Source organism: Leptospira sp. B5-022 (genome assembly GCF_000347035.1).
Taxonomy (GTDB): Bacteria; Spirochaetota; Leptospiria; order Leptospirales; family Leptospiraceae; genus Leptospira_B; species Leptospira_B cinconiae.
The window spans coordinates 248,715-271,511 of the sequence record NZ_ANIJ01000006.1 but is presented as its reverse complement, the minus strand read 5'-3'; the positions used below and the strand labels follow the sequence as shown (position 1 = coordinate 271,511).

At 43.2% G+C, this 22,797-nt stretch carries 21 protein-coding genes and 2 tRNA genes; 13 read left to right on the top strand and 10 right to left on the bottom strand.

Annotation, left to right across the window (positions count from 1 at the left end; translation table 11 throughout):
* Positions 1–34 precede the first annotated feature (34 nt).
* Positions 35–1,462 (bottom strand): two-component system sensor histidine kinase CreC, encoded by a 1,428-nt coding sequence (creC, locus tag LEP1GSC192_RS01850; protein WP_020768160.1) that lies wholly within the window; start codon positions 1,460–1,462, stop codon positions 35–37.
* A gap of 4 nt (positions 1,463–1,466) precedes the next feature.
* Positions 1,467–2,144, bottom strand: a complete 678-nt coding sequence (locus LEP1GSC192_RS01845; RefSeq protein ID WP_036088676.1) for a response regulator — start codon at positions 2,142–2,144, stop codon at positions 1,467–1,469.
* A 146-nt stretch (positions 2,145–2,290) separates the two neighbouring features.
* Between LEP1GSC192_RS01845 and pdhA the strand changes: the two genes are divergently transcribed.
* Genes pdhA through fliG form a run of 4 tightly spaced genes read left to right on the top strand, consistent with a single transcriptional unit; the run spans position 2,291 to position 6,687 of the window.
* Positions 2,291–3,274 (top strand): pyruvate dehydrogenase (acetyl-transferring) E1 component subunit alpha, encoded by a 984-nt coding sequence (gene pdhA / locus LEP1GSC192_RS01840; RefSeq protein WP_198289289.1) that lies wholly within the window; start codon positions 2,291–2,293, stop codon positions 3,272–3,274.
* Positions 3,274–4,248: a pyruvate dehydrogenase complex E1 component subunit beta gene (locus tag LEP1GSC192_RS01835; RefSeq protein ID WP_020768314.1), complete on the top strand. Its 975-nt coding sequence runs from the start codon at positions 3,274–3,276 to the stop codon at positions 4,246–4,248. The genes pdhA and LEP1GSC192_RS01835 overlap by 1 nt, the downstream gene beginning before the upstream one ends.
* 44 nt (positions 4,249–4,292) lie before the next feature.
* The gene (locus LEP1GSC192_RS01830) at positions 4,293–5,645 is read left to right on the top strand and encodes a pyruvate dehydrogenase complex dihydrolipoamide acetyltransferase (RefSeq protein WP_020768253.1); all 1,353 of its coding nucleotides are present in this window, start codon (positions 4,293–4,295) and stop codon (positions 5,643–5,645) included.
* Between the two features lie 22 nt (positions 5,646–5,667).
* Positions 5,668–6,687, top strand: coding sequence for a flagellar motor switch protein FliG (gene fliG / locus LEP1GSC192_RS01825; RefSeq protein ID WP_020768161.1), 1,020 nt, complete (start codon positions 5,668–5,670; stop codon positions 6,685–6,687).
* A 329-nt stretch (positions 6,688–7,016) separates the two neighbouring features.
* Here the strand turns inward: fliG and LEP1GSC192_RS01815 are convergent.
* Positions 7,017–7,090 (bottom strand) — tRNA-Asp (locus LEP1GSC192_RS01815).
* A gap of 128 nt (positions 7,091–7,218) precedes the next feature.
* On the opposite strand from LEP1GSC192_RS01815, the gene LEP1GSC192_RS01810 reads away from it, so the two are divergent.
* From LEP1GSC192_RS01810 to lysS, 4 genes are all read left to right on the top strand, one after another.
* Positions 7,219–7,890, top strand: coding sequence for a CDP-alcohol phosphatidyltransferase family protein (locus tag LEP1GSC192_RS01810; protein ID WP_020768051.1), 672 nt, complete (start codon positions 7,219–7,221; stop codon positions 7,888–7,890).
* A 64-nt stretch (positions 7,891–7,954) separates the two neighbouring features.
* Positions 7,955–8,037: transfer RNA gene (locus LEP1GSC192_RS01805), tRNA-Leu, on the top strand.
* Positions 8,038–8,092: 55 nt separating this feature from the next.
* A complete protein-coding gene (locus tag LEP1GSC192_RS01800; protein WP_020768049.1) occupies positions 8,093–8,728 on the top strand; it encodes a hypothetical protein in 636 nt (211 codons plus the stop codon).
* Position 8,729: 1 nt separating this feature from the next.
* On the top strand, positions 8,730–10,229 hold the full coding sequence (gene lysS, locus LEP1GSC192_RS01795) for a lysine--tRNA ligase (protein ID WP_020768400.1): 1,500 nt from the start codon (positions 8,730–8,732) through the stop codon (positions 10,227–10,229).
* 102 nt (positions 10,230–10,331) lie between these two features.
* On the opposite strand, the gene LEP1GSC192_RS01790 is transcribed toward lysS, so the two are convergent.
* On the bottom strand, positions 10,332–10,877 hold the full coding sequence (locus LEP1GSC192_RS01790) for a hypothetical protein (RefSeq protein WP_020768333.1): 546 nt from the start codon (positions 10,875–10,877) through the stop codon (positions 10,332–10,334).
* A 113-nt stretch (positions 10,878–10,990) separates the two neighbouring features.
* Between LEP1GSC192_RS01790 and serA the strand changes: the two genes are divergently transcribed.
* On the top strand, positions 10,991–12,214 hold the full coding sequence (serA, locus tag LEP1GSC192_RS01785; protein ID WP_020768271.1) for a phosphoglycerate dehydrogenase: 1,224 nt from the start codon (positions 10,991–10,993) through the stop codon (positions 12,212–12,214).
* 521 nt (positions 12,215–12,735) lie between these two features.
* Complete coding sequence (locus LEP1GSC192_RS01780; RefSeq protein WP_020768298.1) at positions 12,736–13,041, top strand: hypothetical protein; 306 nt, start codon at positions 12,736–12,738, stop codon at positions 13,039–13,041.
* A gap of 69 nt (positions 13,042–13,110) precedes the next feature.
* Here LEP1GSC192_RS01780 and LEP1GSC192_RS01775 read toward each other — a convergent pair whose 3' ends face one another.
* From LEP1GSC192_RS01775 to LEP1GSC192_RS01760, 4 genes are all read right to left on the bottom strand, one after another.
* Positions 13,111–13,320, bottom strand: coding sequence for a hypothetical protein (locus LEP1GSC192_RS01775; RefSeq protein ID WP_020768242.1), 210 nt, complete (start codon positions 13,318–13,320; stop codon positions 13,111–13,113).
* Positions 13,321–13,488: 168 nt separating this feature from the next.
* On the bottom strand, positions 13,489–14,382 hold the full coding sequence (locus LEP1GSC192_RS01770; RefSeq protein ID WP_020768181.1) for an alpha/beta fold hydrolase: 894 nt from the start codon (positions 14,380–14,382) through the stop codon (positions 13,489–13,491).
* Between the two features lie 4 nt (positions 14,383–14,386).
* On the bottom strand, positions 14,387–14,869 hold the full coding sequence (locus tag LEP1GSC192_RS01765; RefSeq protein WP_020768121.1) for a DUF309 domain-containing protein: 483 nt from the start codon (positions 14,867–14,869) through the stop codon (positions 14,387–14,389).
* Complete coding sequence (locus LEP1GSC192_RS01760) at positions 14,853–16,331, bottom strand: aldo/keto reductase (RefSeq protein WP_036088672.1); 1,479 nt, start codon at positions 16,329–16,331, stop codon at positions 14,853–14,855. Before LEP1GSC192_RS01760 ends, LEP1GSC192_RS01765 begins: the two co-directional genes overlap by 17 nt.
* A gap of 221 nt (positions 16,332–16,552) precedes the next feature.
* Between LEP1GSC192_RS01760 and LEP1GSC192_RS01755 the strand changes: the two genes are divergently transcribed.
* The 3 genes from LEP1GSC192_RS01755 to LEP1GSC192_RS01745 are packed head-to-tail and all read left to right on the top strand — an operon-like array spanning position 16,553 to position 19,903.
* The gene (locus tag LEP1GSC192_RS01755; protein ID WP_020768007.1) at positions 16,553–17,254 is read left to right on the top strand and encodes a succinate dehydrogenase cytochrome b subunit; all 702 of its coding nucleotides are present in this window, start codon (positions 16,553–16,555) and stop codon (positions 17,252–17,254) included.
* Between the two features lies 1 nt (position 17,255).
* Positions 17,256–19,172: a fumarate reductase/succinate dehydrogenase flavoprotein subunit gene (locus tag LEP1GSC192_RS01750; RefSeq protein ID WP_020768497.1), complete on the top strand. Its 1,917-nt coding sequence runs from the start codon at positions 17,256–17,258 to the stop codon at positions 19,170–19,172.
* A complete protein-coding gene (locus LEP1GSC192_RS01745) occupies positions 19,172–19,903 on the top strand; it encodes a succinate dehydrogenase/fumarate reductase iron-sulfur subunit (RefSeq protein ID WP_020768435.1) in 732 nt (243 codons plus the stop codon). Before LEP1GSC192_RS01750 ends, LEP1GSC192_RS01745 begins: the two co-directional genes overlap by 1 nt.
* A 108-nt stretch (positions 19,904–20,011) precedes the next feature.
* Here the strand turns inward: LEP1GSC192_RS01745 and LEP1GSC192_RS01740 are convergent, their stop codons facing one another.
* Together LEP1GSC192_RS01740 and lepA are read right to left on the bottom strand one after the other, a co-directional pair.
* Positions 20,012–20,917 carry a hypothetical protein gene (locus tag LEP1GSC192_RS01740; protein ID WP_020768336.1) on the bottom strand — a complete coding sequence of 302 codons (906 nt, stop codon included), beginning with the start codon at positions 20,915–20,917 and terminating at the stop codon, positions 20,012–20,014.
* A gap of 3 nt (positions 20,918–20,920) precedes the next feature.
* Entirely contained in the window at positions 20,921–22,726 is a 1,806-nt protein-coding gene (gene lepA, locus LEP1GSC192_RS01735) for a translation elongation factor 4 (RefSeq protein ID WP_020768142.1), read from the bottom strand.
* Positions 22,727–22,797: the final 71 nt, after the last annotated feature.

The following is a 22,797-nucleotide window of genomic DNA, read 5'->3' as shown; positions in this document are numbered from 1 at the left end:
AGGGAATTGTGTACATTATGTGAGGAAAGAAAAATTACGGACGGATCGCAATTGAGAACCTGGAAATGACTCCCTTATCACAATTGTATACTTCGATCTTCCCGGAATGTAACTCCGCAACTTCCTGAACGAAAGCAAGCCCAAGGCCGGAGCTTTTTCTACCGGTATCGGGACGAGGCAATGAATAAAAACGTTCAAAAATCCTAGTAAGTGCGTAATCAGGAATATTTGGGCCCTCGTTTTGCACTTCGAGAAACCATTCTTGCTTTTCGGAAATTCCAGTACGGATCAGAATCTCCGTATTTACATAAGAAAAATCTAAAGCATTCTGCAGAAGATTTCTAAATGCGGTCGTTAGAAAGAACCGATTTCCATCCAAATTCGTATTTTGTCCCGAAACATTCACGTTGATCTTCTTTCGATAAGCTTCCGAAGAAAAGGAATTTAAAACTTCGCCAATGATCTCCTGGCTATACAAACCTGTTTGGATCTCTAAGCTGGAAACATTCTCCAAAGAGCTAAGTTCCAATAATTTCTCGATTACCGCCTGGATCCTTTTACTTTCTAATTGGATATTTTGGAGAAGAATCCCTAGTCGATTCGGATCCTCGGACAATAATTCTACGGAGGCAAGTATAGAGGAAAGCGGGCTTTTGATCTCGTGAGTCAAAACCTGTACATAATTTTCCACATACTCCTTTCCCGCGATCTCGCGGACAAGATGATCCATTTGTTCCCCCAGTTCTCGGATTTCAGGAACGCCGATCTTCGGAAGACTAGGACGTTTTTTGGATCGCAAAGCGGAAACATAAGCGGATAATTTTCGGATGGGAGAAAAAATAAGATAAACCGCAACGCAAAAAACTAGCGAAATGAAGACAGCTACGAGAAGGCTAATCCGATAAAACTTCTCCTTTGCAAAATCAATAAAAGGTAATATACTTGCTTTCGGTTTAATGAGTGTAAGAACCCCCGCAATCTTTCCCTTAAAATAAATGGGAGCCGCGATGAATATCGCACTTTCCGTATCATTCTTCACTAATTTGCTGGACCTTACTCCGTATCTACCTTGTAAAGTGAGAAATACGTCGTTATACCGCGAATAATCTTCTCCCGTTCTCTTTCCGGAAGAATCGTATATTACGACTCCTTTCGAGTCGGTCACATAGAACTCGAGGTCGATCTTTCGTTTTGTATGGTTATAGATCTTTGCTTCAAAAATTTTCTCCTTAGCCTTCCGAAAGGAAGCACCTAATACGTGGCTGATATTGGATTGAAATGAAGCCTCAGGATGTTTCAGAAGCTCTTGCTCTATGAGGGAAGAAAGAACATACACAGTATCGTTCATGGATTCTTCCACCGTTTCCATATAACGCGGTCGAATCGATTCTTCGATCTTATCTACAAGATAATAAAATCCAATCGAGAACGCAAAAAAAAACCGATGATGATCCGGATCCAAAGACTCATAAGTGCTCTTTTAAACCGTATCCTTGTCCCCTTCTGGTTTCAATTGGATCCAAATCGGGACGAACCTCCTTTAACCTAGCTCTCAAATTCTTGATTACCGTATCCACAGCTCGATCAAAACTATCTTCCGGCTCCGTCCAGACTAAATCCATAATTTCATCTCTGCTAAAAATTTTGCCTCTTCGTTTGATAAATAATACCAGAGTTTTATATTCGTAAGGCGTTAAGCTTAAGGATTTTCCGTGGTAGTAAATGATCTTTCGCTCATCGTCCATTACGAAATCCGTAAACTTTTCTTCCGAATTTCCGTCGTATCTTCGAAGCACGGCTCGGATCCGAGCGACCAATTCTCTCGGACTAAACGGTTTTACCATATAATCGTCGGCACCTAGTTCAAGTCCAAGAACCCGATCCAATTCGGATTCCCTAGCGGTAAGCAATATTACTGGGATAGAATATTTCCTACGAAGTTCCTTTAAAACCTCAAACCCATTCGAATCAGGGAGGCCTACGTCCAAGACTAGTAAATCCGGCGATTCGGACATGAGGGCAAAACATTCTTTGCTAGTCATTGCAGCCAAAGCCCGAAATCCTTCCGACTCAAGGACCATTCGGATCGTATCAATGATCCCTGGTTCATCTTCCGTTACGAGAATCGTTCGAGCAGAGTCCATTCATAAAAAGGAAAACCGAAACTTCTCCTAAGGAAAGGAAAATTTTTTCTTGCCGGAGCTTTTCCTTTTTTTCAAAAATTTTCGAAATCGGTTTGCATATCCCAGTTCCGCAGCGATACTTTGCGATTGTTTCTCCAAACCATTGAATTATGAGCCAACCTAAAACAAAAAAAGAAACCGAAGACCTATTAGAATTATACAGACAAATGCTTCTCATCCGCCGCTTCGAAGAAGCTTCCGCAAAGGCCTATAGCATGGGCAAAATCGGCGGCTTCTGCCATTTATACATCGGTCAAGAGGCTGTGGGCGTGGGAGCCATCTCTGCTCTAGAACAAAAAGATTATATAGTCTCGACCTATCGAGATCATGGCCATGCGCTTGCCAGAGGTCTAGAACCAAAAGCGCTTATGGCGGAATTATTCGGCAAAAAAACAGGGATCGTATCGGGCAATGGCGGCTCCATGCACTTTTTCGATAAGAGTAAAAACTTCATGGGGGGACACGGCATCGTAGGAGGGCATATTTCTCTGGCGGCCGGGATCGCATACGCTTCCAAGTATCGCGGAGACGGCGCTGTGACGTTATGTTTTTTCGGAGAAGGTGCTGCAAACATCGGCTCCTTTCACGAAGGGATGAACTTAGCGGCGATCTGGAAACTTCCTTTAGTCATGATCTGCGAGAACAATCACTACGCGATGGGAACTCCGGAATATAGAGCGCTTTCCGTCAAAGACGTTTCCGTAAGAGCGGTCGCCTATGATATCGCAAGAGATCATATAGAAGGGGACGAGGTCCGTAAAGTCAGAGAACACGTACGAGTCGCGGTGGAAAGAGCAAGACGAGGAGAAGGCCCTACCCTTATGGAAATTTCCACCTACAGATTCAGAGGTCACTCTATGTCGGACCCTGCTAAGTATAGGACCAAAGAAGAATTAGAAAAATATAAACAAGGTGATCCTCTCATCAAAGCGGAAAAGGATCTACTCGCGGCGGGCTGGGCCCAAGAAGAACTCACAAAAATGGATGAGATCATCCTCAAAACGGTCGAAGAATCGGTGGACTTCGCGGAAAAGAGCGAAGAACCTCCTCTAGGTTGGCTGTACAAGCATGTTTATGCGGAGAACGTTTAATGGCAGTACTGACTTATAGAGAAGCCCTCAATCGAGCCATGACGGAAGAAATGGAGAAGGATCCGAATATCTTTCTCATGGGAGAAGAAGTAGGACATTACGAAGGAGCCTATAAAGTTTCCCAAGGTATGCTCGCTAAGTTCGGGGAAAGAAGAGTGATAGACACTCCAATTTCCGAGAACGGTTTTGCAGGAGTCGGAATAGGAGCCGCTATGGTAGGACTTAGGCCTATCATAGAATTTATGACCTGGAACTTCTCTCTAGTTGCAATCGATCAGATCATCAACTCCGCTGCCAAAATGAATTATATGAGTGCGGGGCAATTTCCGATCCCGATCGTTTTCAGAGGAGCCGGAGGTGCGGGTGGAAGACTTGCCGCTCAACATTCCCAATCCTTCGAGAGTTGGTATGCACATATCCCAGGACTTAAAGTCCTCGCCCCCTACACTCCTTCGGATGCGTACGGCCTACTAAAAACTTCCATCCGAGACAATAACCCGACTATCTTTATAGAAAGCGAGGTATTGTACGGTTCCAAAGGAGAAGTGCCGGAAGGAGAATTCTTGATACCGATGGGAAAATCGGATATCAAAAGAGAAGGAACACAACTTACGATCATCAGTTGGTCCAGAGCACTCATGTACGTCCTTCCTGCGGCGGAAAAACTGGCAAAAGAAGGAATTTCCGTCGAAGTTTTGGATCTAAGAAGTATAAGACCTTTGGACGAGGAAGGAATTCTAGCTTCTGTTAGAAAAACAAACAAGGCTCTCATAGTGGAAGAAGGTTGGAATGTGGCGGGATTCGGCGCGCAAGTGGCGTATCTTATCCAAAAAGAAGCGTTCGATTATCTGGATTCTCCGATCGAACGGATCACTCAGGAAGACGTACCAATGCCTTATGCGGCCAACCTGGAAAAATCCTCCCTCCCGAGTGAAGAGAAAATTATCAAAAAAGTCAGAGAAATGATTAAGTAAATCATAATATTCGTATATTATTATATTATAAATAGGAAAAATAAATGGCAAAAATTTCCGAAATGACCCAGCTATCCCCGACCATGTCGGAAGGTGTTTTGGTAAAATGGCTAAAGAAGAAGGGGGATTCCGTCGCTCCGGGGGAAATATTAGCCGAGGTGGAAACCGATAAAGCGGTCATGGAAATGGAAGCGTTCGATTCCGGGGTAATTTTGGAAATTTTAGCCCAGGAAGGCGCCAAACTCCCGGTCGGTGCCCCTGTCGCTATCATTGGAAAAGCGGGTGAAGATATCACTTCCCTACTTTCGGAGGCAAAATCCAGATCAGCCGCCTCCGGGACTTCTACCCCGGCCACTCCGCCCCCTGCATCCGAGCCTGTGCAAGCCAGCTCTAGCTCGCCTTCTCCAAGTCCAGCGCCGAAAAAACAGGAAAATGTAGGTTCTTCGACGATTTCCGAGTCCGAACTGGAAGAAGAAGCTCCTTCTCCTAAGGAAAGTCCAATCTCCAGGGGACTTTCTCCTTCTGCATTAGAAGGAAGAATAAAGGCTTCTCCTCTAGCGAAACGAATGGCTGAGGAAAGCGGGATCGATCTTTCCAAGATCAGAGGGACAGGGCCGGATGGACGGATTATCAAACGGGATATTGAAAACGGGATCTCTGCATTCACAAAGAGTGTAACTTCTCCATTTACCGGAGAAATATTACAAGAAGAGAAACTTCCTATCTCCGGAATGAGAAAGACGATCGCTTCTCGCTTAGTCCATTCTAAAACGCACCAACCTCATTTCTATTTGGATATGGAAATTGATGCCGACGCACTCGTACAATTGAGAGAAAATTTTAACTCCGACTTAATACAATCGGGAGAAGAGATCAAAGTTAGCATAAACGACTTTATCATAAAAGCTTCTGCACTTGCTCTCTTAAAAGTTCCGGAAGTAAATTCCTCCTGGAGAGAAGATCATATCTTAAAACACGGAAGAGTGGATGTGGGAGTTGCGGTTTCTATCGAAGGAGGGCTCATCACTCCTTACGTGAGAAACGCAGACAAAAGGTCGGTATTGGAAATCGGAAGAACGGTAAAAGAGCTTGCTTCCCGTGCAAGGGAACGAAAACTCAAACCGGAAGAGTTTTCGGACGGAACCTTTACTGTTTCCAATTTAGGAATGTTCGGAGTGAATCGGTTTGCGGCGGTAATCAACGAACCTGAGGCAGCAATCCTCGCAGTTGGAAACGTGGTATCCAAACCGGTAATCAAAAACGGAAACATTGTCCCCGGAAAAACTCTTTCAGTCTGCCTTTCCTGCGATCATAGAGTGGTAGACGGTGCGGTGGGAGCCGGTTGGTTGGAAGTGTTTCGGAATTTTCTGGAACATCCTCTTCGGTTACTTGCCTGATTTCTTTGTGGGCTAAGAAGCAGTGGATCAAGATTCCAATCTTAAAACAAGAGACCTAAAAGTAAAAAAAGCTGCGATGCTACTTCTGTCCTTAGACAAGGAGGCGGCCGCCAAAGCATTAGCCCAACTGGATGAAAAATTAATTGAAGAGATCGTCCAGGAAATGGCAAAGATCAAAACGATCAGCAAGTCCGAAAAAGAAGAAGTTCTCTTAGATTTTCAAGGTTCCTTAAAAGATCTTGCGGCAGAATCCAGAGGCGGGATCGAAACTGCCAGAGAATTATTGCAAAAGTCCTTAGGTAAAGAAAAATCCGAAAACATATTAGGAAAACTGGATAGAAAGGACACAGAGGAAGATTTTTCCTTCTTAAACGATGCAGAACCCCAGACGCTCGCTCACCTTCTCGCTCCGGAACATACACAAACGATCGCAGTCACACTTGCATTTTTACATCCCAAAAAAGCCGCAGAAACACTTAAGTTTTTACCTAAAGAACTCCAGAGTAAGGTCGCTCTTAGGCTTGCAAATACTACTAAAACCCATCCGGATGCGATCCGTCAGATCGCAAAAGTCCTGAAGAAAAAGTACGAACAAAGAGACAAATCCGAATTCAGCGAAGCAGGAGGAGCGGAAGCTCTCGCCAATATTCTGAATCATATGGATAAATCTTTAGAAGAGACCATCCTTAAAGAACTGGAAGAGCAGTCTCCCGAACTCGCTTCTCAGGTCCGGGAGAAGTTATACACTTTCGAAGATGTACTTCTACTCAACTCCAAGGAAATGAGGTTAATCATCAACCGGATAGGAGACGACGATCTGATCGCGATCGCACTCAGAGGAGCTTCCGACCAGATCAAGTCTCATTTCTTCGAAGCAATGTCAAAAAATCGAGCCAACGATATTTTGGAAAGTATGGATATCCGAGGAAAAGTGACCCTAAAAGAGATCACTGACGCAAGAAACAGCATTCTTACCGCATTGCGTGATTTGGAAGAGATCGGAGAAATTATAATTAAAAAAGACTCGGAAGAGTTTATTTAAGACCAAAGAGAGTCAGTTGTTTTTATTTTTTCTGTGATTATTTGCGACCTTCGGGCCTAGCTTCAGCGCGATCTTCGATCGCTTTATGAGGTTGGTCTTCAGTAAGTGTGAATTTGGAGTTTGGAAATTTCTCACGAAATTTCACGTACGGGAGCTGACGGGACTCGCCGTTACGCAGTTTGCCTTCCTGGCAAACTTGGCTCCACGGCGTCTTTTGCGCTCGCTTCGACATCCTGTCTCGCGTCGCAATTGTTTACGCTCCCTATGGGTCGCTACAATTGCTATCCCGCAAAAGCTTCGAGTCAAGTTATAGAATAAAGGGGAAATTCCGGAGCTGACGGGACTCGAACCCGCGACATCCTGCGTGACAGGCAGGCACTCTAACCAGCTGAGCTACAGCTCCTTTTATGAAGAACATAATTTCTGAGTGAGCCTGGGGGTCAATTCGTTTATCTGAAAAAGGGATGAATTTTTAAGTCCCTTCCATAGGCTTTCCAATAGCGGAGTTTTTCCGACTTACGGCTTTATTAAATGCTTCACGAAAAAAGACCAAAGGATCTACTCGAAGAGAGAGTATTTACTCTTTCTAATTTTTTATCAGTCTCCAGAGTTTTACTACTTCCTTTTTTTATTCAATTCACCCGAAAACATATCGAGTCTCCTCGAAATAGCGAATATTTATTTTTAGCAATTGGGACCTGTATTCTCGCAGTACTCACAGATTTTCTAGACGGGTTTCTTGCCCGCCTACTCTCCCAAGAATCCGTCTTGGGAAAATATCTGGATCCGATCTGTGATAAGTTCGTTACGATCGGCGGACTTTCGGTCATCGTTCATTATTATCAGTTTCCTCTATGGATACTTATCATTTACATCCTGAGAGAAATTTTAGGAGTTTGGTTGGGTGGATTCCTATATTTAAAAAGAGGGATCCAAGGAAAACCGAATTGGTGGGGTAAGATTGGAGTGGGTCTTGTTGCGGCCGCAGTCTTATGGTATATGACCTTACCTCTCATCGGTCCCACATTACCAGAAAATCATTTCTTTCAACATCCGGAATATTCAGGTTACGTTTTGGTTTTGATCTTAAGTATTGGAGTCATAGCTTATTCCAAGAGATATTGGAATATAGTGTTCCATCCGGAAAGATTCATCCTGGATCCAGAAGATAAAAAACAGAAAAAAAAGTACGAACTGGTCTGATCCCTAGTCCAGTTTGAATTTCCTTGACACCGGAGCCTCCTCACCCATCCTGTCAATCGCGACCGCTCGGGTGGTGGAATTGGTAGACACGCAAGCTTGAGGTGCTTGTGCCGGTTCGGTGTAGGGGTTCGAGTCCCCTCTCGAGCATCGTCCTACCTGGCTCACATTCCTCCATTTCGAAAAACCAACCCTCGGTAAAATTATGACATCGGGTGCTCTCTCCGTTAAAGATTTCTTAGACAAAGCCAAACTTGTTTCTTACGGCTTTTTCGGATTATTGATCCTTTTTCTGATCTTGTTCTTCTCCGCTCCTTTTCTTTTAATTTCAAAAGCGGATCCCAAAAAATCGGACGCAATTATTTTAGAAGCCATAGAAACCGGTAAAAAAGATAAATTCAAACAAGCGGCTGCCTTATGGAAGAAGGGCTTGGCTCCTGTGATCCTGATCCTTCATTCTCCTCCCAACCAAGATTCCGATTTGGGGTTAGTAGGAGATCCTACTGCTTCTCTGCAAACTTATCTGGTTTCCTTGGGGGTAGAAGAGACAAAGATCTTAGTTTATACCGTAGACGCAGGTCCTCAGGAATTCCCTAAAACTCTGTTAAAGATCGCATTGGATCGTCAGTGGAAAACTTTTCTTTTGATAGGAAAAGAATACGATTCCGCAACCTTGTTAAAATTATATAGGAACGTGTTGGAACCGGCGGGAATTTATATCGCGGTCTCCAAAGTGAGTGAAGGGATCGGATCCTGGGATTGGTTTACAAAACCGAAAAGCCTGGAATCCATCCTAGGAAGACTCTCGAAACATTTATATCTGATACTATTAGGAAATTAGAATGTCCCAAGACTTAAAAGAAACAAACGAACTCATCCAACAAAGAATCGAGAAGATCAAGCACCTAAAGGAGAAGGGTGTAGATCCCTACCCGATCCGATTTTTTCCTGATTCGGATTCCGCGGCTTTGATCGATCTGTATTCTAAAACTCCTACAGGTCCGGAGAAAAAATTTCTCTTAGGTGGACGTCTTCATTCCAAACGTGTGATGGGAAAAGCGAGTTTCGCTCATTTAAAAGATAAATCCGGAGTCATCCAACTTTATGCAACCAGAGACGATCTGGGAGAAGAGAACTATACTCTTTTCAAAAGTTTGGACTTGGGGGATCTGATCGGGATAGAAGGTTATCTTTTCCAAACACAAAAGGGCGAGACCACTCTTCATTTAACTTCCGTTACCTTACTTGCAAAATGTGTTCGCCCTCTTCCCGTTGTTAAGGAGAAAGACGGAGTGATTTACGACGCATTCGCCGACGTCGAACAAAGATACAGAATGCGTTATGTGGACTTGGTAGTAAACGATCATGTAAGGGATACCTTTATAACTCGCAGTAGGATCGTATCCGAGATTCGTAATTTTCTAACTTCAGAAGGATTTCTGGAAGTGGAAACTCCGATGATGCAACCGATCGCGGGAGGTGCGGCAGCTAGACCGTTTGTCACCCACCACAATACTTTGGATATGCAATTATTCTTAAGGATCGCACCTGAATTATATCTAAAACGTCTGATCGTAGGCGGATTAGATAGAGTTTTCGAATTGAACCGAAACTTTAGGAACGAAGGAATTTCAACCAAACATAATCCTGAATTCACCATGCTCGAGGCGTATATGGCTTATGGGGATATGGGGAAAATGTTGGAATTGACCGAAAAACTCATCATTACTGTTGCCCAAAAGATCTGCGGAACTCTTAAAATTAAATACGGAAACGATCTAGTCGATCTTAGTCCGCCTTGGAGAAGAGTAAAATACGTGGATATTATCAAAGAATATTCAGGGATCGATTTCTCTCAGGTAAAAACTCTAGAAGAAGCAAAAGAAAAAGCAAGCTCGGTAAAAGTGGACGCAAGCAAATGTACTTCTATCTGGAGAGTTGCCGATGAAGTATTCTCCGAAAAAGCGGAAGCAAATCTGATCCAGCCTGTATTCGTGACGGATTATCCAAAAGAACTTTCTCCGTTGGCAAAATCGAATCCGTCCAATCCGGATTATGTGGAAAGATTCGAGCCTTATATCGTAGGAAGAGAGATCGGGAATGCATTCTCCGAGTTAAACGATCCATTCGATCAGAAGGAAAGATTCGAAGATCAGGTAAAACAAAGAGAAGCAGGAGACGACGAGGCATTCATGATGGACGAGGATTATATCCGAGCGCTTGAATATGGAATGCCGCCGACGGGAGGTCTCGGGATCGGAATAGATCGTTTGGTGATGTTACTCACGAATTCTCATTCTATCCGAGATACCATTTTATTCCCTCTTATGAGACCGGAATAAAATATCCTCCATCCCAAAGCCCGAATATAACTTTCTCAGGCTGAACGATCCCTATTCCTGCTTGGAGGATTATTCACCCAAGCTATTTTCGGGTGATAGATCTTAATGATTTGTGATCGTTAATTTCGCCTGTGTATCCAACTTTTCCTTTAGGTCCTTCAATAAGGATTTCAAACTTTCCGTATTGGAAGAACTTAAAGTATATGTGCTTGTATTCTCCCGAGAAGAGAAGCTGAATTGAATTTCTTTTGCAGAGAGCAATTTGTCGGCCACATCAGTAGGAAGAATGGACACTACACGAACCGTATCCCCGTAATCGGTAGAAGTTTTTCTGAGATTATGCCATGTTTGGTCCAACTTCACAGAGATCCCGATCGGAAAACTTTCCTCAAAAGAGCTCATATAATATTCCAAGAAGATCGGTTTCTCTCCCGTCTTATTCACCAAGATCCCTTTAAAATTCAAAGAACCGGGTTTTCCCACGCTGCAAAAAATTGCTCCCGGGCAGACGGGACCACTTCTGAAAAGAGTCTGCTCGACCACCGGTTCCGGAAGGACTTGGACCCGAGCGGAGCAGGAATTCAGAACAACGGCAAAAAATACGATGATGGAAGAAACTTGTAAAAAAGAGAAATTGCTACGGATCATTAAAAATTGGTCTCCGGGTGGGTTTCCATTCCATTCTTCTCACGATCCCCCAAAGGTGAAGTAAAAAATCCGTTTTCAGAGAAGCCAAGGATACGTTCTATGGCAATAGAACTATGATTTCCTACCCGAAAGAAAAGATAAACGTCCTCCTTTTAGAGAATGTTCACCAAGACGCATTCCAACTCTTTCAAAAAGACGGTTTTAATGTCCGCCTTCTCCCCCAAGCTCTGGGCGAAGACGAACTTTCGAAAGAAATCGAGAACATTCATGTTCTGGGGATCCGAAGTAAAACCAATCTAACCGCGCCAGTTTTAGCTAAGGCGAAACGACTTCTGACCGTGGGTTGTTTCTGTATCGGGACAAACCAAGTGGATTTGGCGGAAGCGGAGAAGAAAGGAATTCCAGTTTTCAACGCACCTTATTCTAATACCCGATCCGTTGCGGAGCTTGTAATTGCAGAAATCGTAATGTTAGCGAGAAGGGTTCCCGACCATATTCGAAATACTCACGCAGGTATCTGGAATAAAATTTCTAAGAACTGTTTTGAGGTCCGTGGAAAGACCCTGGGGATCGTAGGCTACGGTCATATCGGTAGCCAAGTCTCTGTGCTCGCAGAAGCAATGGGTCTAAAAGTGGTCTATTACGATACACAAACTGTTCTTCCTTTGGGAAATGCTACCCCTCTAAATTCTTATGAAGAACTCCTTTCCGTTTCCGATTTTGTTACCTTCCATGTTCCTGAACTTCCCGAAACGATGAATTTATATGCAGCGAAGGAAATCAAGGCAACAAAAAAAGGAGCTTATATCATCAATCTTTCCAGAGGAAAGGTTGTGGATCTGGAAGCTTTGGCTGAGGCGATCCAGTCAGGCCATATCGCTGGCGCCGGAGTGGATGTTTTTCCACAAGAGCCCGAATCCAATAGCGACCCATTCATCACTCCTTTACAAAATCTGCAAAATGTAATATTGACCCCTCATATCGGAGGTTCTACGGAAGAGGCTCAGAGGAATATTGGAACGGAAGTTGCTTCTAAACTTTTGAAGTTTGTAAACAATGGTTCCACTACTTTTGCGGTCAATTTCCCGAATCTTGAATTGAATCCGATCCCTCAGGGAATGTATAGAATTCTAAATGTTCACAAAAATCAACCTGGATTCTTGAAGGATATCAACAGTATGGTTTCGGAGATCGGAGCAAATATCAGTTCCCAACATTTAGGAACCAGTGCGGAAATCGGCTACCTCTCCATGGTAATCAATATGAGTGTTGGAGACGAGCTAAAAGAAAGAATAGAAAAACATCCAGGTTCTATCAAGACCAGAATTCTTTACTAAAGCTTTTGATCAGACTAAAAACTTCAGTTTATATTCTCTAGGAGAAATGATTTCGATTTTCTGAAACTGTTTTAATTTCAGAAGATCGGAATCTCCGCTTAAGATCCAATCCGCTTTTGAAAATACGTCAATACGAATAATATTCTCTTCATCCGGAGCAATAAATTTCCAATTCGCTTAATAAATTAGCAAGATAGAAGAATATTCAGGATACGGCTCTAAGATCTGCCATGTAGTAGCTTCGACAAAACAGAAGGATCCGAAGCCGGAATCCTCAAAAGATCCCACTCCCCCTCTGCTATATCTTGCAGCGCGTTCGCTATATTAGAAAGTGACGTAATATTTTAGTGCAATGCACGATTTTCTTTTTGTCCGGGGCCAAATATAGGATTACTGGTATAGAATTTGCTTTAAATAGTAAAATCGCCGCTCTGACCGATTTTTTCAGATCGTAAAAGGATCTTAATCGGAACGTAAGCGACTGAATCTATATTCTTTCAGAAACAGGGAGGAAAACCGCCATGAGATATAATAGAATCCCCTCCACACTTAATGTAGGCTTTCAGGTCTTGGAAAGTTCTAAGCTGAGAATTGCTGAAAACGTACTAGTAGGAATCGTGCATAGAACGGAAGTCCCCTTAGAGCCTGGGACCAACCTGGCTCTAAAAGTTGGAACGATTAGTATCTCCGGTTCCATCGATATCCCGATGAAAGTGATCAAATGCGACCGTGTTTCCGATGCGGAATACGATGTGTTCTTGAATTACACGGAAAAGGATTTTGATAAGATCAAGGAGATCGAGGAACTGATCCAGACCTTAGCTTAAGGCCTTATAAACAAACACCGGGTATCCCCGGTGTCGTTTTGATCATCTTGAAGGGATTCGTCACTTTGGTTAGGCGACGAACAGATCCGCTTTTTGGATCATGGTAAGAGAAATTTTACTTGGATTTGTTTTTTGTGGAAAATAGACGATCTCTTCGCCTACAAGTCTTCTGTTTTTATCCAATTCGATGATAGAACCGTCTTTTAAATGTAGAATAATGTCTATCCCTCTGTAATTTACGTATCTTTCCATCTGCTCTTTAAATTTGCTGCTTACCATGTTCGCCCCTAACTACAAAACGTTGGAGGAAAACTATTCCGGTATGATAAAAGTACAAGTTTTTTTTGAAAATACCCAGGAAATTTTTTTATGTCACGCGATTTTTCGTACTAAACATACGTGAGTGGATAATACGTTATCCGACACAGATTCGTACGCAAGGCCTGTTTACTTCAAATTTGTTACGTAGAATTCCTCGAGCATCGTCTCGAGAAGTTCGGGACGATCATGATGCATATTGTGGCCCGCATCTTCCATTTCAATATATTTTAAATTTCTAATATGCGAGAATACTTCCTTACTATCGTCCAAGGCAAGATGTGTCTTTTGTCCATAAACTACCAGAACATTACATGATATGGTTTCCCAGAGATGTCGAGTAAATTGGGGACTTAAAAAAACAGGAGGACCGTTTTTGTAAGAAGGATCGCTCTTCCACATATAACCTCCCTCTTCTGCGGGTCTCGTTAAAGTTTCCGTAATTTTTAAAAGTCTTTCTTTAGGAAGTCTCGGATAGATGGGTGCGAGTCGGGCTGCCGCATCTTCCACCGATCTGAAATTTTTTTGGCGTTTCCTATCTTTTCCAGCGAGGCTTAATTCCCAATTTTCCAGCCAGCCGAGGAATCTTCTTCTTTCTTTTTCCGGATCTTGGAGGGAACTAAATCCCTCCAGACACACAAGACTTTCGACTCTTTCCGGGTATAGACCGGCAATCCTTGATCCAAGGCCTCCTCCCATGGAATGGCCGAGTATATGGAATTTTTCAGGAAGAAATTTTTGGATGAACGTTTTTGTATCCACCAAAGGAAGCATAAAATGATAAAAACCTTCTCGTAACCATTCTGAATCCCCATGCCCCCTATAGTCGAAACGGTATAAGTCGAAATGTTTGGATAAATATTCTTCCTGAAACAAAAAGGTTTGAGAAGAATCCATAAATCCATGAAGAAGAAGTAATGCTCTCCCCTTTCCATTGTCTCTTTTTGTATAATGAAGTTTATATCCGCCGGATTCGAAAAATCCGCTTTCTTGGTTTTTGTTCTGAAGATCCGAAACTTCCATTAGGTCATGATGCCGGGAAAACGGAACTTGAAAACAATTCCTTTACGTTTTCCTGCATTTCCGGAAGAGAAAGTTCCTTAATTTGTTCGAGGTCCCAACTTTCTTCACTTTCAAATAAATTCAAAAGTGTTTCCAAGTAGGAGATTATACCGGCAATTTGTATTTCTCCGTTTAGGGAAAGTTCTCCCGCTTCGGAAAGTTTTATGAATTTCTCTTTGGATTTCTCGGCCTGCATTTTAGATCCGCGTATATTCGGTTTTACGAATATTTTGTTCAGAGAAATTGCAAGCTGGATCCATCCGTGCAGAAAAAGCCTTCTTCCTCCCGTTTCCTTTTTCCATTGGAATTCGAATACCTCATGTAATTCGAAATATCGTCCTTTTAAATAGAGCTTTCTTCCTTCTGTCCATGCGTATTCGAAACTGGAATCTGGGTCTCCTTGTTTCACTTTTTCTAATATGGAAAGTATTTCAGGATCGAATTCCATTTTCTCCCCATTCGGATCCTGGGATCTTCGGTAGTTGTTTTTTGAAGATGGGAAGAATATCCCGTACGTATTTTCTTTTTCGCATTCCGAGTAACACGGTTCCTTTTTCCAAAAGGGAAGCCAAATGGAATACCATGAGTGAAGACAAACTTTCCGGAGCATCTCCGTTTGGATGATATTTTGAAACCAAACTTTCGTATAGTCCGGAAAGGTTTTCAGAAGAGCGGATCTGTATTTGTTCTTCTAATAATGGAAGTGCGGTGTTTAAGACTCTTAAATATTCTTCCGCGGATTCTTTTCCTTTTTCTGAATATATTTCGTCAATGACTACTCGCAAGCTAGGGATCCAGGATTTTTGGAGAAGGACTTGGAATTGTTCTTCGGAGCGAACCTTCTCCCCATAGGTTTGCCAGAGCTTGGAAAGTGAATTCCGGTTCGGATTTGGAGAAAGTGATTCCAAAAGAGAGGATTCGAGTTCTAGGATTTGTAGTAACTTCGACAGGTCCGGAGCTTGGTTCTGGGGAGTATAAGAAAGTCGGACCATCCCTTTTCCTGCTCGGAAGGAGTTGAGAGGTCGGTTGATGAGCGGTAGAAGGTCGAAGTACCTACAGATTTCGAGTAGAGTCCGGCCTTCCGACCGATTACGAAGGAATCCGTCTTCGTACCAATTCCCAGGGAACTGGACCACTGCGAATCCGTTTTGTTTCCCAGCAACCTTCTCAGCAATTTGTAGGCACTTCGACAAAGACGTATGCGTATATTCCGATTCCGGCACAGGAAAGGTATTACTGGAAATTCCATAAAATTGGATTTTTCCTTCTTTTCTGGCCTTCTCTAAAAACCGAAAGGCCTCTTTGATCCTGCGATAGTATTCCGCATGCGCTTCTTCCTTGAGAACTTTGTTCTTTTCGGAGTGGCTTAGAAAATATTCCGGATTATGTAATAGGAATGCATCGATGGTGGAAACTCCCAGACGCTTTCTGGATCTTTCCAATTGGTCTTCTAAAAATTCCGGAGAGATACAATGATAGCAGCCGGGTTGGTAATAGGTGATTTCCGGAAAAGGATCCTTCTCCTTTTCTCTGGACTCCACAAGTTTCACATTCCTTCCTTGGATATACCCGGCTTTGGTGACTAAAAAAATTTCCTTTCGGTGCAGATGCCTTTTTTTGAAATTTTCATCCAGGACCTTACCGACTAAACTTTCTGCCTCTCCATCTCCGTAGTTGGCCGATATATCGATCACATTGACTCCGGAATGTAGGGCAAGCTGAAGAGCTTCCTTATGCTCCGGATCTTCCAGTCCAATCCGATATCCGCCGAACGCAATTCGGGAAAGTTTGAGTTCTCGGAAGAGAAAATAGCCAGTCCCTTCTCCCTTTTTTCCCGGGGAGAATTTTTCCTTTCGGCCCTCGTAAATGGGCTCCCTATATAAAGACTGAAATGGATCCTTCGAAATCATTTGCGTTTTTTTGAATTTTCGCGCCGCACTAAATGAGACCAAGTCTAAAAATTCCTCCGCGAATGTCCATTTTTTGTCTTTTGGTTTAAAAGTGCTTTTCGTCTAGACCTTATTTTTTATCCTACTTTGTAGAGGGATTCTAAATTCGATCTTTCGCTTTTTCGATCCCTTCCTCAAACAAATCGATGACTTCTTCCCATGATCCTCACAGGAGATTTTGAATGGATTTTCAAGCTGGATATCTAAGGTCGTCCATCGGTAGAAAAACTATCGTTGCGATTACCGGAATCATTCTCTTCGGCTTTGTATTTATACACATGCTGGGGAACCTCCAGATCTTCCAAGAACCGGATAAGATTAACACCTATGCTGAGTTCTTACAAAGTTTAGGCGGACTACTATGGCTTGCCCGCGGAATTCTTTTGGTAGCGTTCGTATTACACGTTTACTACGCCCTCAAACTGTCTTTGGAAAATAAGAAGGCAAGGCCTGTAGGTTATGTAAAAGAAAGTACGATCCAAGCAACCGTGTCTTCCCGTTATATGGCTTTGACAGGTTCCGTATTATTAGCTTTCGTAATATACCATTTGCTTCATTTTACCCTAGGTAAGATCCAGCCGGAAAACTTCGCTCTCCAAGAAACCATTGGTGACAAACAAAGACATGATGTTTACTCCATGGTGATCTTAGGATTTAAGAACATCTATGTTTCTATTTCCTATATCGTAGCGATGACTTTGCTTGCATTCCATCTTCGTCACGGAGTTACGAGTGTTTTCCAAACTCTCGGTTTGAACACTCCGTTCTGGGCGCCGAAGACGAACGCATTTGCGATCCTCTACGCTTTGACCATCTTCATCGGCAATACTTCCATGCCGGTTGCTATTCTTCTCAACTTCGTGAAAGTTCCAGGAGCGCAATAATATGAGTTTAGATTCCAAAATCCCATCGGGTCCCTTGGAAAAGAAATGGGACGATTATAAATCCCATATCAAATTAGTTAACCCGGCTAACAAAAGAAAATATACCGTTATCGTGATCGGGACAGGACTCGCAGGTGGTTCCGCTTCCGCTACTTTGGCTGAATTGGGATATAATGTGAAAACATTCTGCTTCCAAGACAGCCCGCGTAGGGCTCACTCCATCGCAGCTCAAGGTGGTATCAACGCAGCGAAGAACTACCAAAACGACGGTGACTCAGTGTATCGTTTGTTTTACGATACCATCAAAGGTGGGGACTTCAGAGCAAGAGAAGCAAACGTATATCGTTTAGCCCAAGTTTCTGCAAATATCATCGACCAATGTGTGGCTCAGGGTGTTCCGTTCGCCAGAGAATACGGCGGACATTTGGACAATAGATCCTTCGGTGGTGCGCAAGTTTCCCGTACTTTCTATGCGAAAGGACAAACCGGACAACAGCTTCTATTGGGAGCTTATTCCGCACTTTCCAGACAGATCGGTTTAGGAAATGTGAAGATGTATCCTAGAACGGAGATGTTGGACTTAGTTGTAATCGACGGTCATGCAAAAGGTGTGGTGATCCGAGATCTAGTCACTGGACAAGTGAGTGTTCATTCTGCAGATGCAGTGGTGCTTGCTTCCGGTGGATACGGTAACGTATTCTATCTCTCCACAAATGCGAAAGGTTCTAACGTTACTGCAACATTTAGAGCTTACAAGAAGGGAGCCTTTTTCGCGAACCCTTGTTACACTCAGATCCACCCTACTTGTATCCCGGTGTCCGGAGATCATCAGTCCAAACTGACTTTGATGTCCGAGTCTCTTCGAAACGACGGACGTATTTGGGTCCCTAAAAAACAAGGAGATACTCGTAACCCTGCGGATATCCCTGAGAGCGAAAGAGATTATTACTTAGAAAGAAAGTATCCAAGTTACGGAAACCTCTGTCCTCGTGACATCGCTTCCCGGTCTGCAAAAGAAGTTTGTGACGCGGGCTTCGGTGTTGGGCCAGGTGGACAAGGTGTATATCTGGACTTCTCCTCTGCGATCAAACGTCTAGGAGAGCATACAATCGCGGAAAGATACGGGAACTTATTCCAGATGTATGAACAGATTACCGGAGAAAACCCTTACAAAGTTCCGATGAGAATTTATCCGGCAGTTCACTATACAATGGGTGGACTCTGGGTGGATTATAATCTGATGAGCAATCTTCCTGGACTATTTGTGATCGGTGAGGCAAACTTCTCAGATCACGGAGCAAACAGACTCGGGGCTTCTGCACTAATGCAAGGACTGGCAGACGGTTATTTCGTTCTTCCTTACACCATTGGAAATTATTTGGCAGAAGTTGGGTTCGGAAAAACTCCTTCTACGGATCATGCCGAATTCAAAAAAGCAGAGACCGACGCTAATTCTCAAATCAACAAACTTCTCTCTATCAAAGGGAAAAGGACCGTTGATTCTTTCCATAAAGAACTCGGAAAGATCATGTGGAATAATTGCGGAATGGCAAGGGACGATAAGAGTTTAAAAGAAGCTCTTGTGAAAATCCCTCAGATCAGAGAAGAATTCTGGCAGAACGTAAACGTTCCAGGTTCCGGACTTGAGCTAAATCAATCTTTGGAAAAAGCCGGTAGAGTTGCCGACTTCTTGGAATTCGGAGAACTTCTCTGCTTGGACGCTCTCACAAGGGAAGAATCTTGTGGAGGACATTTCCGTACGGAACACCAGATGGACGACGGGGAGGCAAAACGTGACGACGAAAAATTCTGTCATGCCACCGCTTGGGAATGGAAAGGTGTAGGTGCAAAACCTACAGAGCACAGAGAAAAACTGGAATTCGAGAATATTAAACTCGCAACGAGGAGCTACAAATAATGGACCTCAAACTAAAAGTCTGGAGACAAAAAAACGCAAAAGAGAAAGGCAAAATCGTAAATTACGATGCAAAAGGGATCTCTCCCGATATGTCTTTTTTAGAAATGTTGGACGTAGTTAACGAGGATCTGATCGTAAAGGGAGATGACCCGATTGCGTTCGAGCATGATTGTAGAGAAGGTATTTGCGGTTCTTGTAATATTATGATCAACGGAGAGGCACACGGCCCTCTCCCTGGTGTGACCACTTGCCAACTTCATATGAGAAGTTTTAAAGATGGAGACACGATCTATTTAGAACCATGGAGAGCGAAAGCATTCCCGGTCGTAAAAGACCTAGTCGTAGATCGTAGCGGTTTTGACAGGATCATCCAAGCAGGGGGATTCGTCAGTGTCAATACGGGAGGAGCTCCCGACGCAAACGCATTGCCGATCCCAAAAAAGGATGCAGACGTTGCAATGGATGCAGCCACTTGTATCGGTTGTGGTGCTTGTGTTGCTTCTTGTAAAAATGCTTCCGCTATGCTTTTTGTTTCGGCAAAAATTTCTCACCTTGCACTACTGCCTCAGGGGCAAGTAGAGAAAAAAGAACGTGTAAAAAACATGGTAAACGCTATGGACAAAGAAGGTTTCGGAAATTGTACGAATCAGTATGAATGCGAGGCGGCTTGTCCGAAAGAAATCAAACGGGATTTTATCCGAGTTTTGAATAAAGAATATATTCTTTCTTAAGACTTCTGGTTACTACCAATTGAGAAAAAGGCCTTCGAAAGATGGCCTTTTTTCTTTTTGAAAGGAACTTCAGACTCGATATATAAGTTATGCTATGCGCCGAATCCCTTAGGGAGAAATCGAAGTTATTCCGCCTTGTAAGATACCTCCTTGATAAATATACAAAATCCTTCCTTCCAATTCTCTATTCTCCATCATAGATTCAATAATGCGAATAGACTTTGCAGCATAGATAGGCTCTAAATAAATTCCGAATCTTCTTTGGTATTCCTTAGATCTGTCCAACCAGAAATTCCCTTTTTTACCATAGGAGAAATCCGCTTTTCCTTTTTCTTTTGGATCGATGAGAGTTTCCAAAGGAAGATTTACATTCGAAAGTAGAAGTGAGGACAGACGTGATCGTATCCAAGGAAGAAACTTCTCCTTTTGTATACCTAGACAAATCCCGGTGACCGGGAGTTTTCCCCATAAAATAGCAGAGATCCACGTAAGCCCTGAACCTACGTCTAAAACGATCCGATCGTATCTTGTCGGATCTATTTCATTCCAAAGAGAAGCAAGTCCCTGCAGAGCCTCTGGTGTGAATAGATATTCCGGGATCAGGATTTGGCTGGAAGGGAGAGAATTTGTAGTATCTTCGACAATTCTCTCCCATTCCTTCCGTGTCGGATACAATTCCAGCTCCGAAAACCGTTTTACAATGATCGAAGCAGGAGAAATGAGCTTTGGATCCCTGGAATATCCCAGGATTTTTGTAGGCACTTCAACAAATCGAAAAAACAAACTCCCAGCAAGGACCGCATTTGAATGCAAATTCCCTTGTAAGATGACCTTTCGGATCTTCCCTGACCGGAATTCCGATTCTAAACTTTTATAAATTCCAAGTAGTTTACGGATCTTGGTCCCTTGAGAAAAGAAGATCCGATCTTCTCTTTTGATGAAAAGTTCTGAAGAATGTATTTTGAGAACGAAATCTTCTCCGGTTCTGCTGAAACGCAAAACGGAGTCTTTCAAAAATTAATCCCCTGTTTTTAAGACTGCTAGGAACGCTTCTTGAGGGATTTCCACATTTCCGATCTGTTTCATTCGTTTTTTCCCTTCCTTCTGTTTCTCTAAAAGTTTTTTCTTACGAGTGATATCTCCACCGTAACATTTAGCGGTTACGTTCTTACGAAGGGCGGAAATACTTTCTCTGGCGAGGATCTTCCCTCCGACTGCGGCTTGGATCGGGATCATAAATTGGTGACGAGGGATTATTTCTTTCAGTTTTTCGATAATCTCTCTACCGCGAGATTCCGCCTTGGAATTGTGAACGATCATAGAGAGAGCGTCCACAGATTCCCCGTTCACAAGGATATCCATTTTAACCAACTTGGAAGCCTTATAACCGCAAGGCTCGTAATCCAAAGAAGCGTAACCTCTGGTCAAAGACTTTAGTTTATCATAAAATTCGAAAATAAGTTCGGCGAGCGGGATCTCGTAGGTTAACTGGACCTTGTCTTGCGAAAGATATACGGTATCCAATTGTACCCCTCTTTTTTCGATCGCTAAGGTCATAATATTTCCCACATATTCGTTTGGAGTAATGATTGAGGCCTTAACATAAGGTTCTTCCGTAGATTCTATAAAAACGGGATCCGGGAATTTAGAAGGGTTATCAATATCGAAAACCTCTCCATTCTTCATTTTGATGGTATATTTTACGGAAGGAGCAGTAGTGATCAGATCGAGATTGAATTCTCTTTCTAATCTTTCCTGTACGATTTCCATGTGGAGAAGTCCCAGATACCCAACTCGAAATCCGAATCCCAATGCCGCGGAACTTTCTTTCTCATATACTAGCGCTGCATCATTCAGTTTCATCTTTTCGATCGCATCTACTAATTCTTCGAATTGTTCTCCTGCGATCGGAAATAGTCCTGCAAACACCATCGGTTTTGCATCTTTGTATCCTGGAACCGCTTCCGCACTCGGATTGGAGTATAAGGTAACGGTATCCCCCGTTCTTGCATCGGAAACTTTTTTGATACCTGCGATGATATATCCTACTTCTCCCGCAGTGAGAGAATCTGTAGGCGTTAAAGTAATTCCTTTGATCCCTACTTCATTGACTGTAAAATCCTTTTGGCTACTCATCAAAAGGATTCGGTCCCCTTTTTTTACACTTCCGTCGAATACTCTGATTTTGATCACAACGCCCATATATGGATCGAAGTATGAATCATAAATTAACGCTTTGAGAGGAGCCTTAGGATCTCCCTTCGGTGGAGGAATTTGTTTTGTGATCTCTTCCAAGACCGCCTGCACGTTCAGTCCCGTTTTCGCGGAAATCGCGACCGCATTCTCAGCATCCAAACCTAAACTGTCTTCGATCTGAAGTTTGGTCTTCTCCACATCAGCCGCGGGAAGATCCACCTTATTCATGACAGGTATGATTGCCAGGTCTTGCTCCATAGCAAGATACAAGTTTGCTAAGGTTTGGGCTTCTACTCCTTGGCTTGCATCCACTATGAGTAGAACTCCCTCGCATGCTTTTAAGGATCTGGAAACTTCGTAAGTAAAATCCACGTGGCCTGGAGTATCGATCAGGTTCATCGTATAAGTATGTCCGTCAGCAGCGGTATAATTAAAGGTGGCGTTGTTTGCCTTGATCGTGATCCCTCTCTCCCTCTCTATATCCATGGAGTCCAGGATCTGGTCTTTTTTGGTCCGATCATCAGTGATCCGGCCTATTTCCAAGAGTCTGTCCGCTAAGGTGGACTTACCGTGGTCAATATGGGCGATAATCGAAAAATTGCGGATGTATTGTTGGCGATCGGACATTGCTATAAACAAAGTCCAGCGAGAGGGACCCGGTGAAAAGTCTTTTACTTGGGGAAATTTGCCCCCAGCTT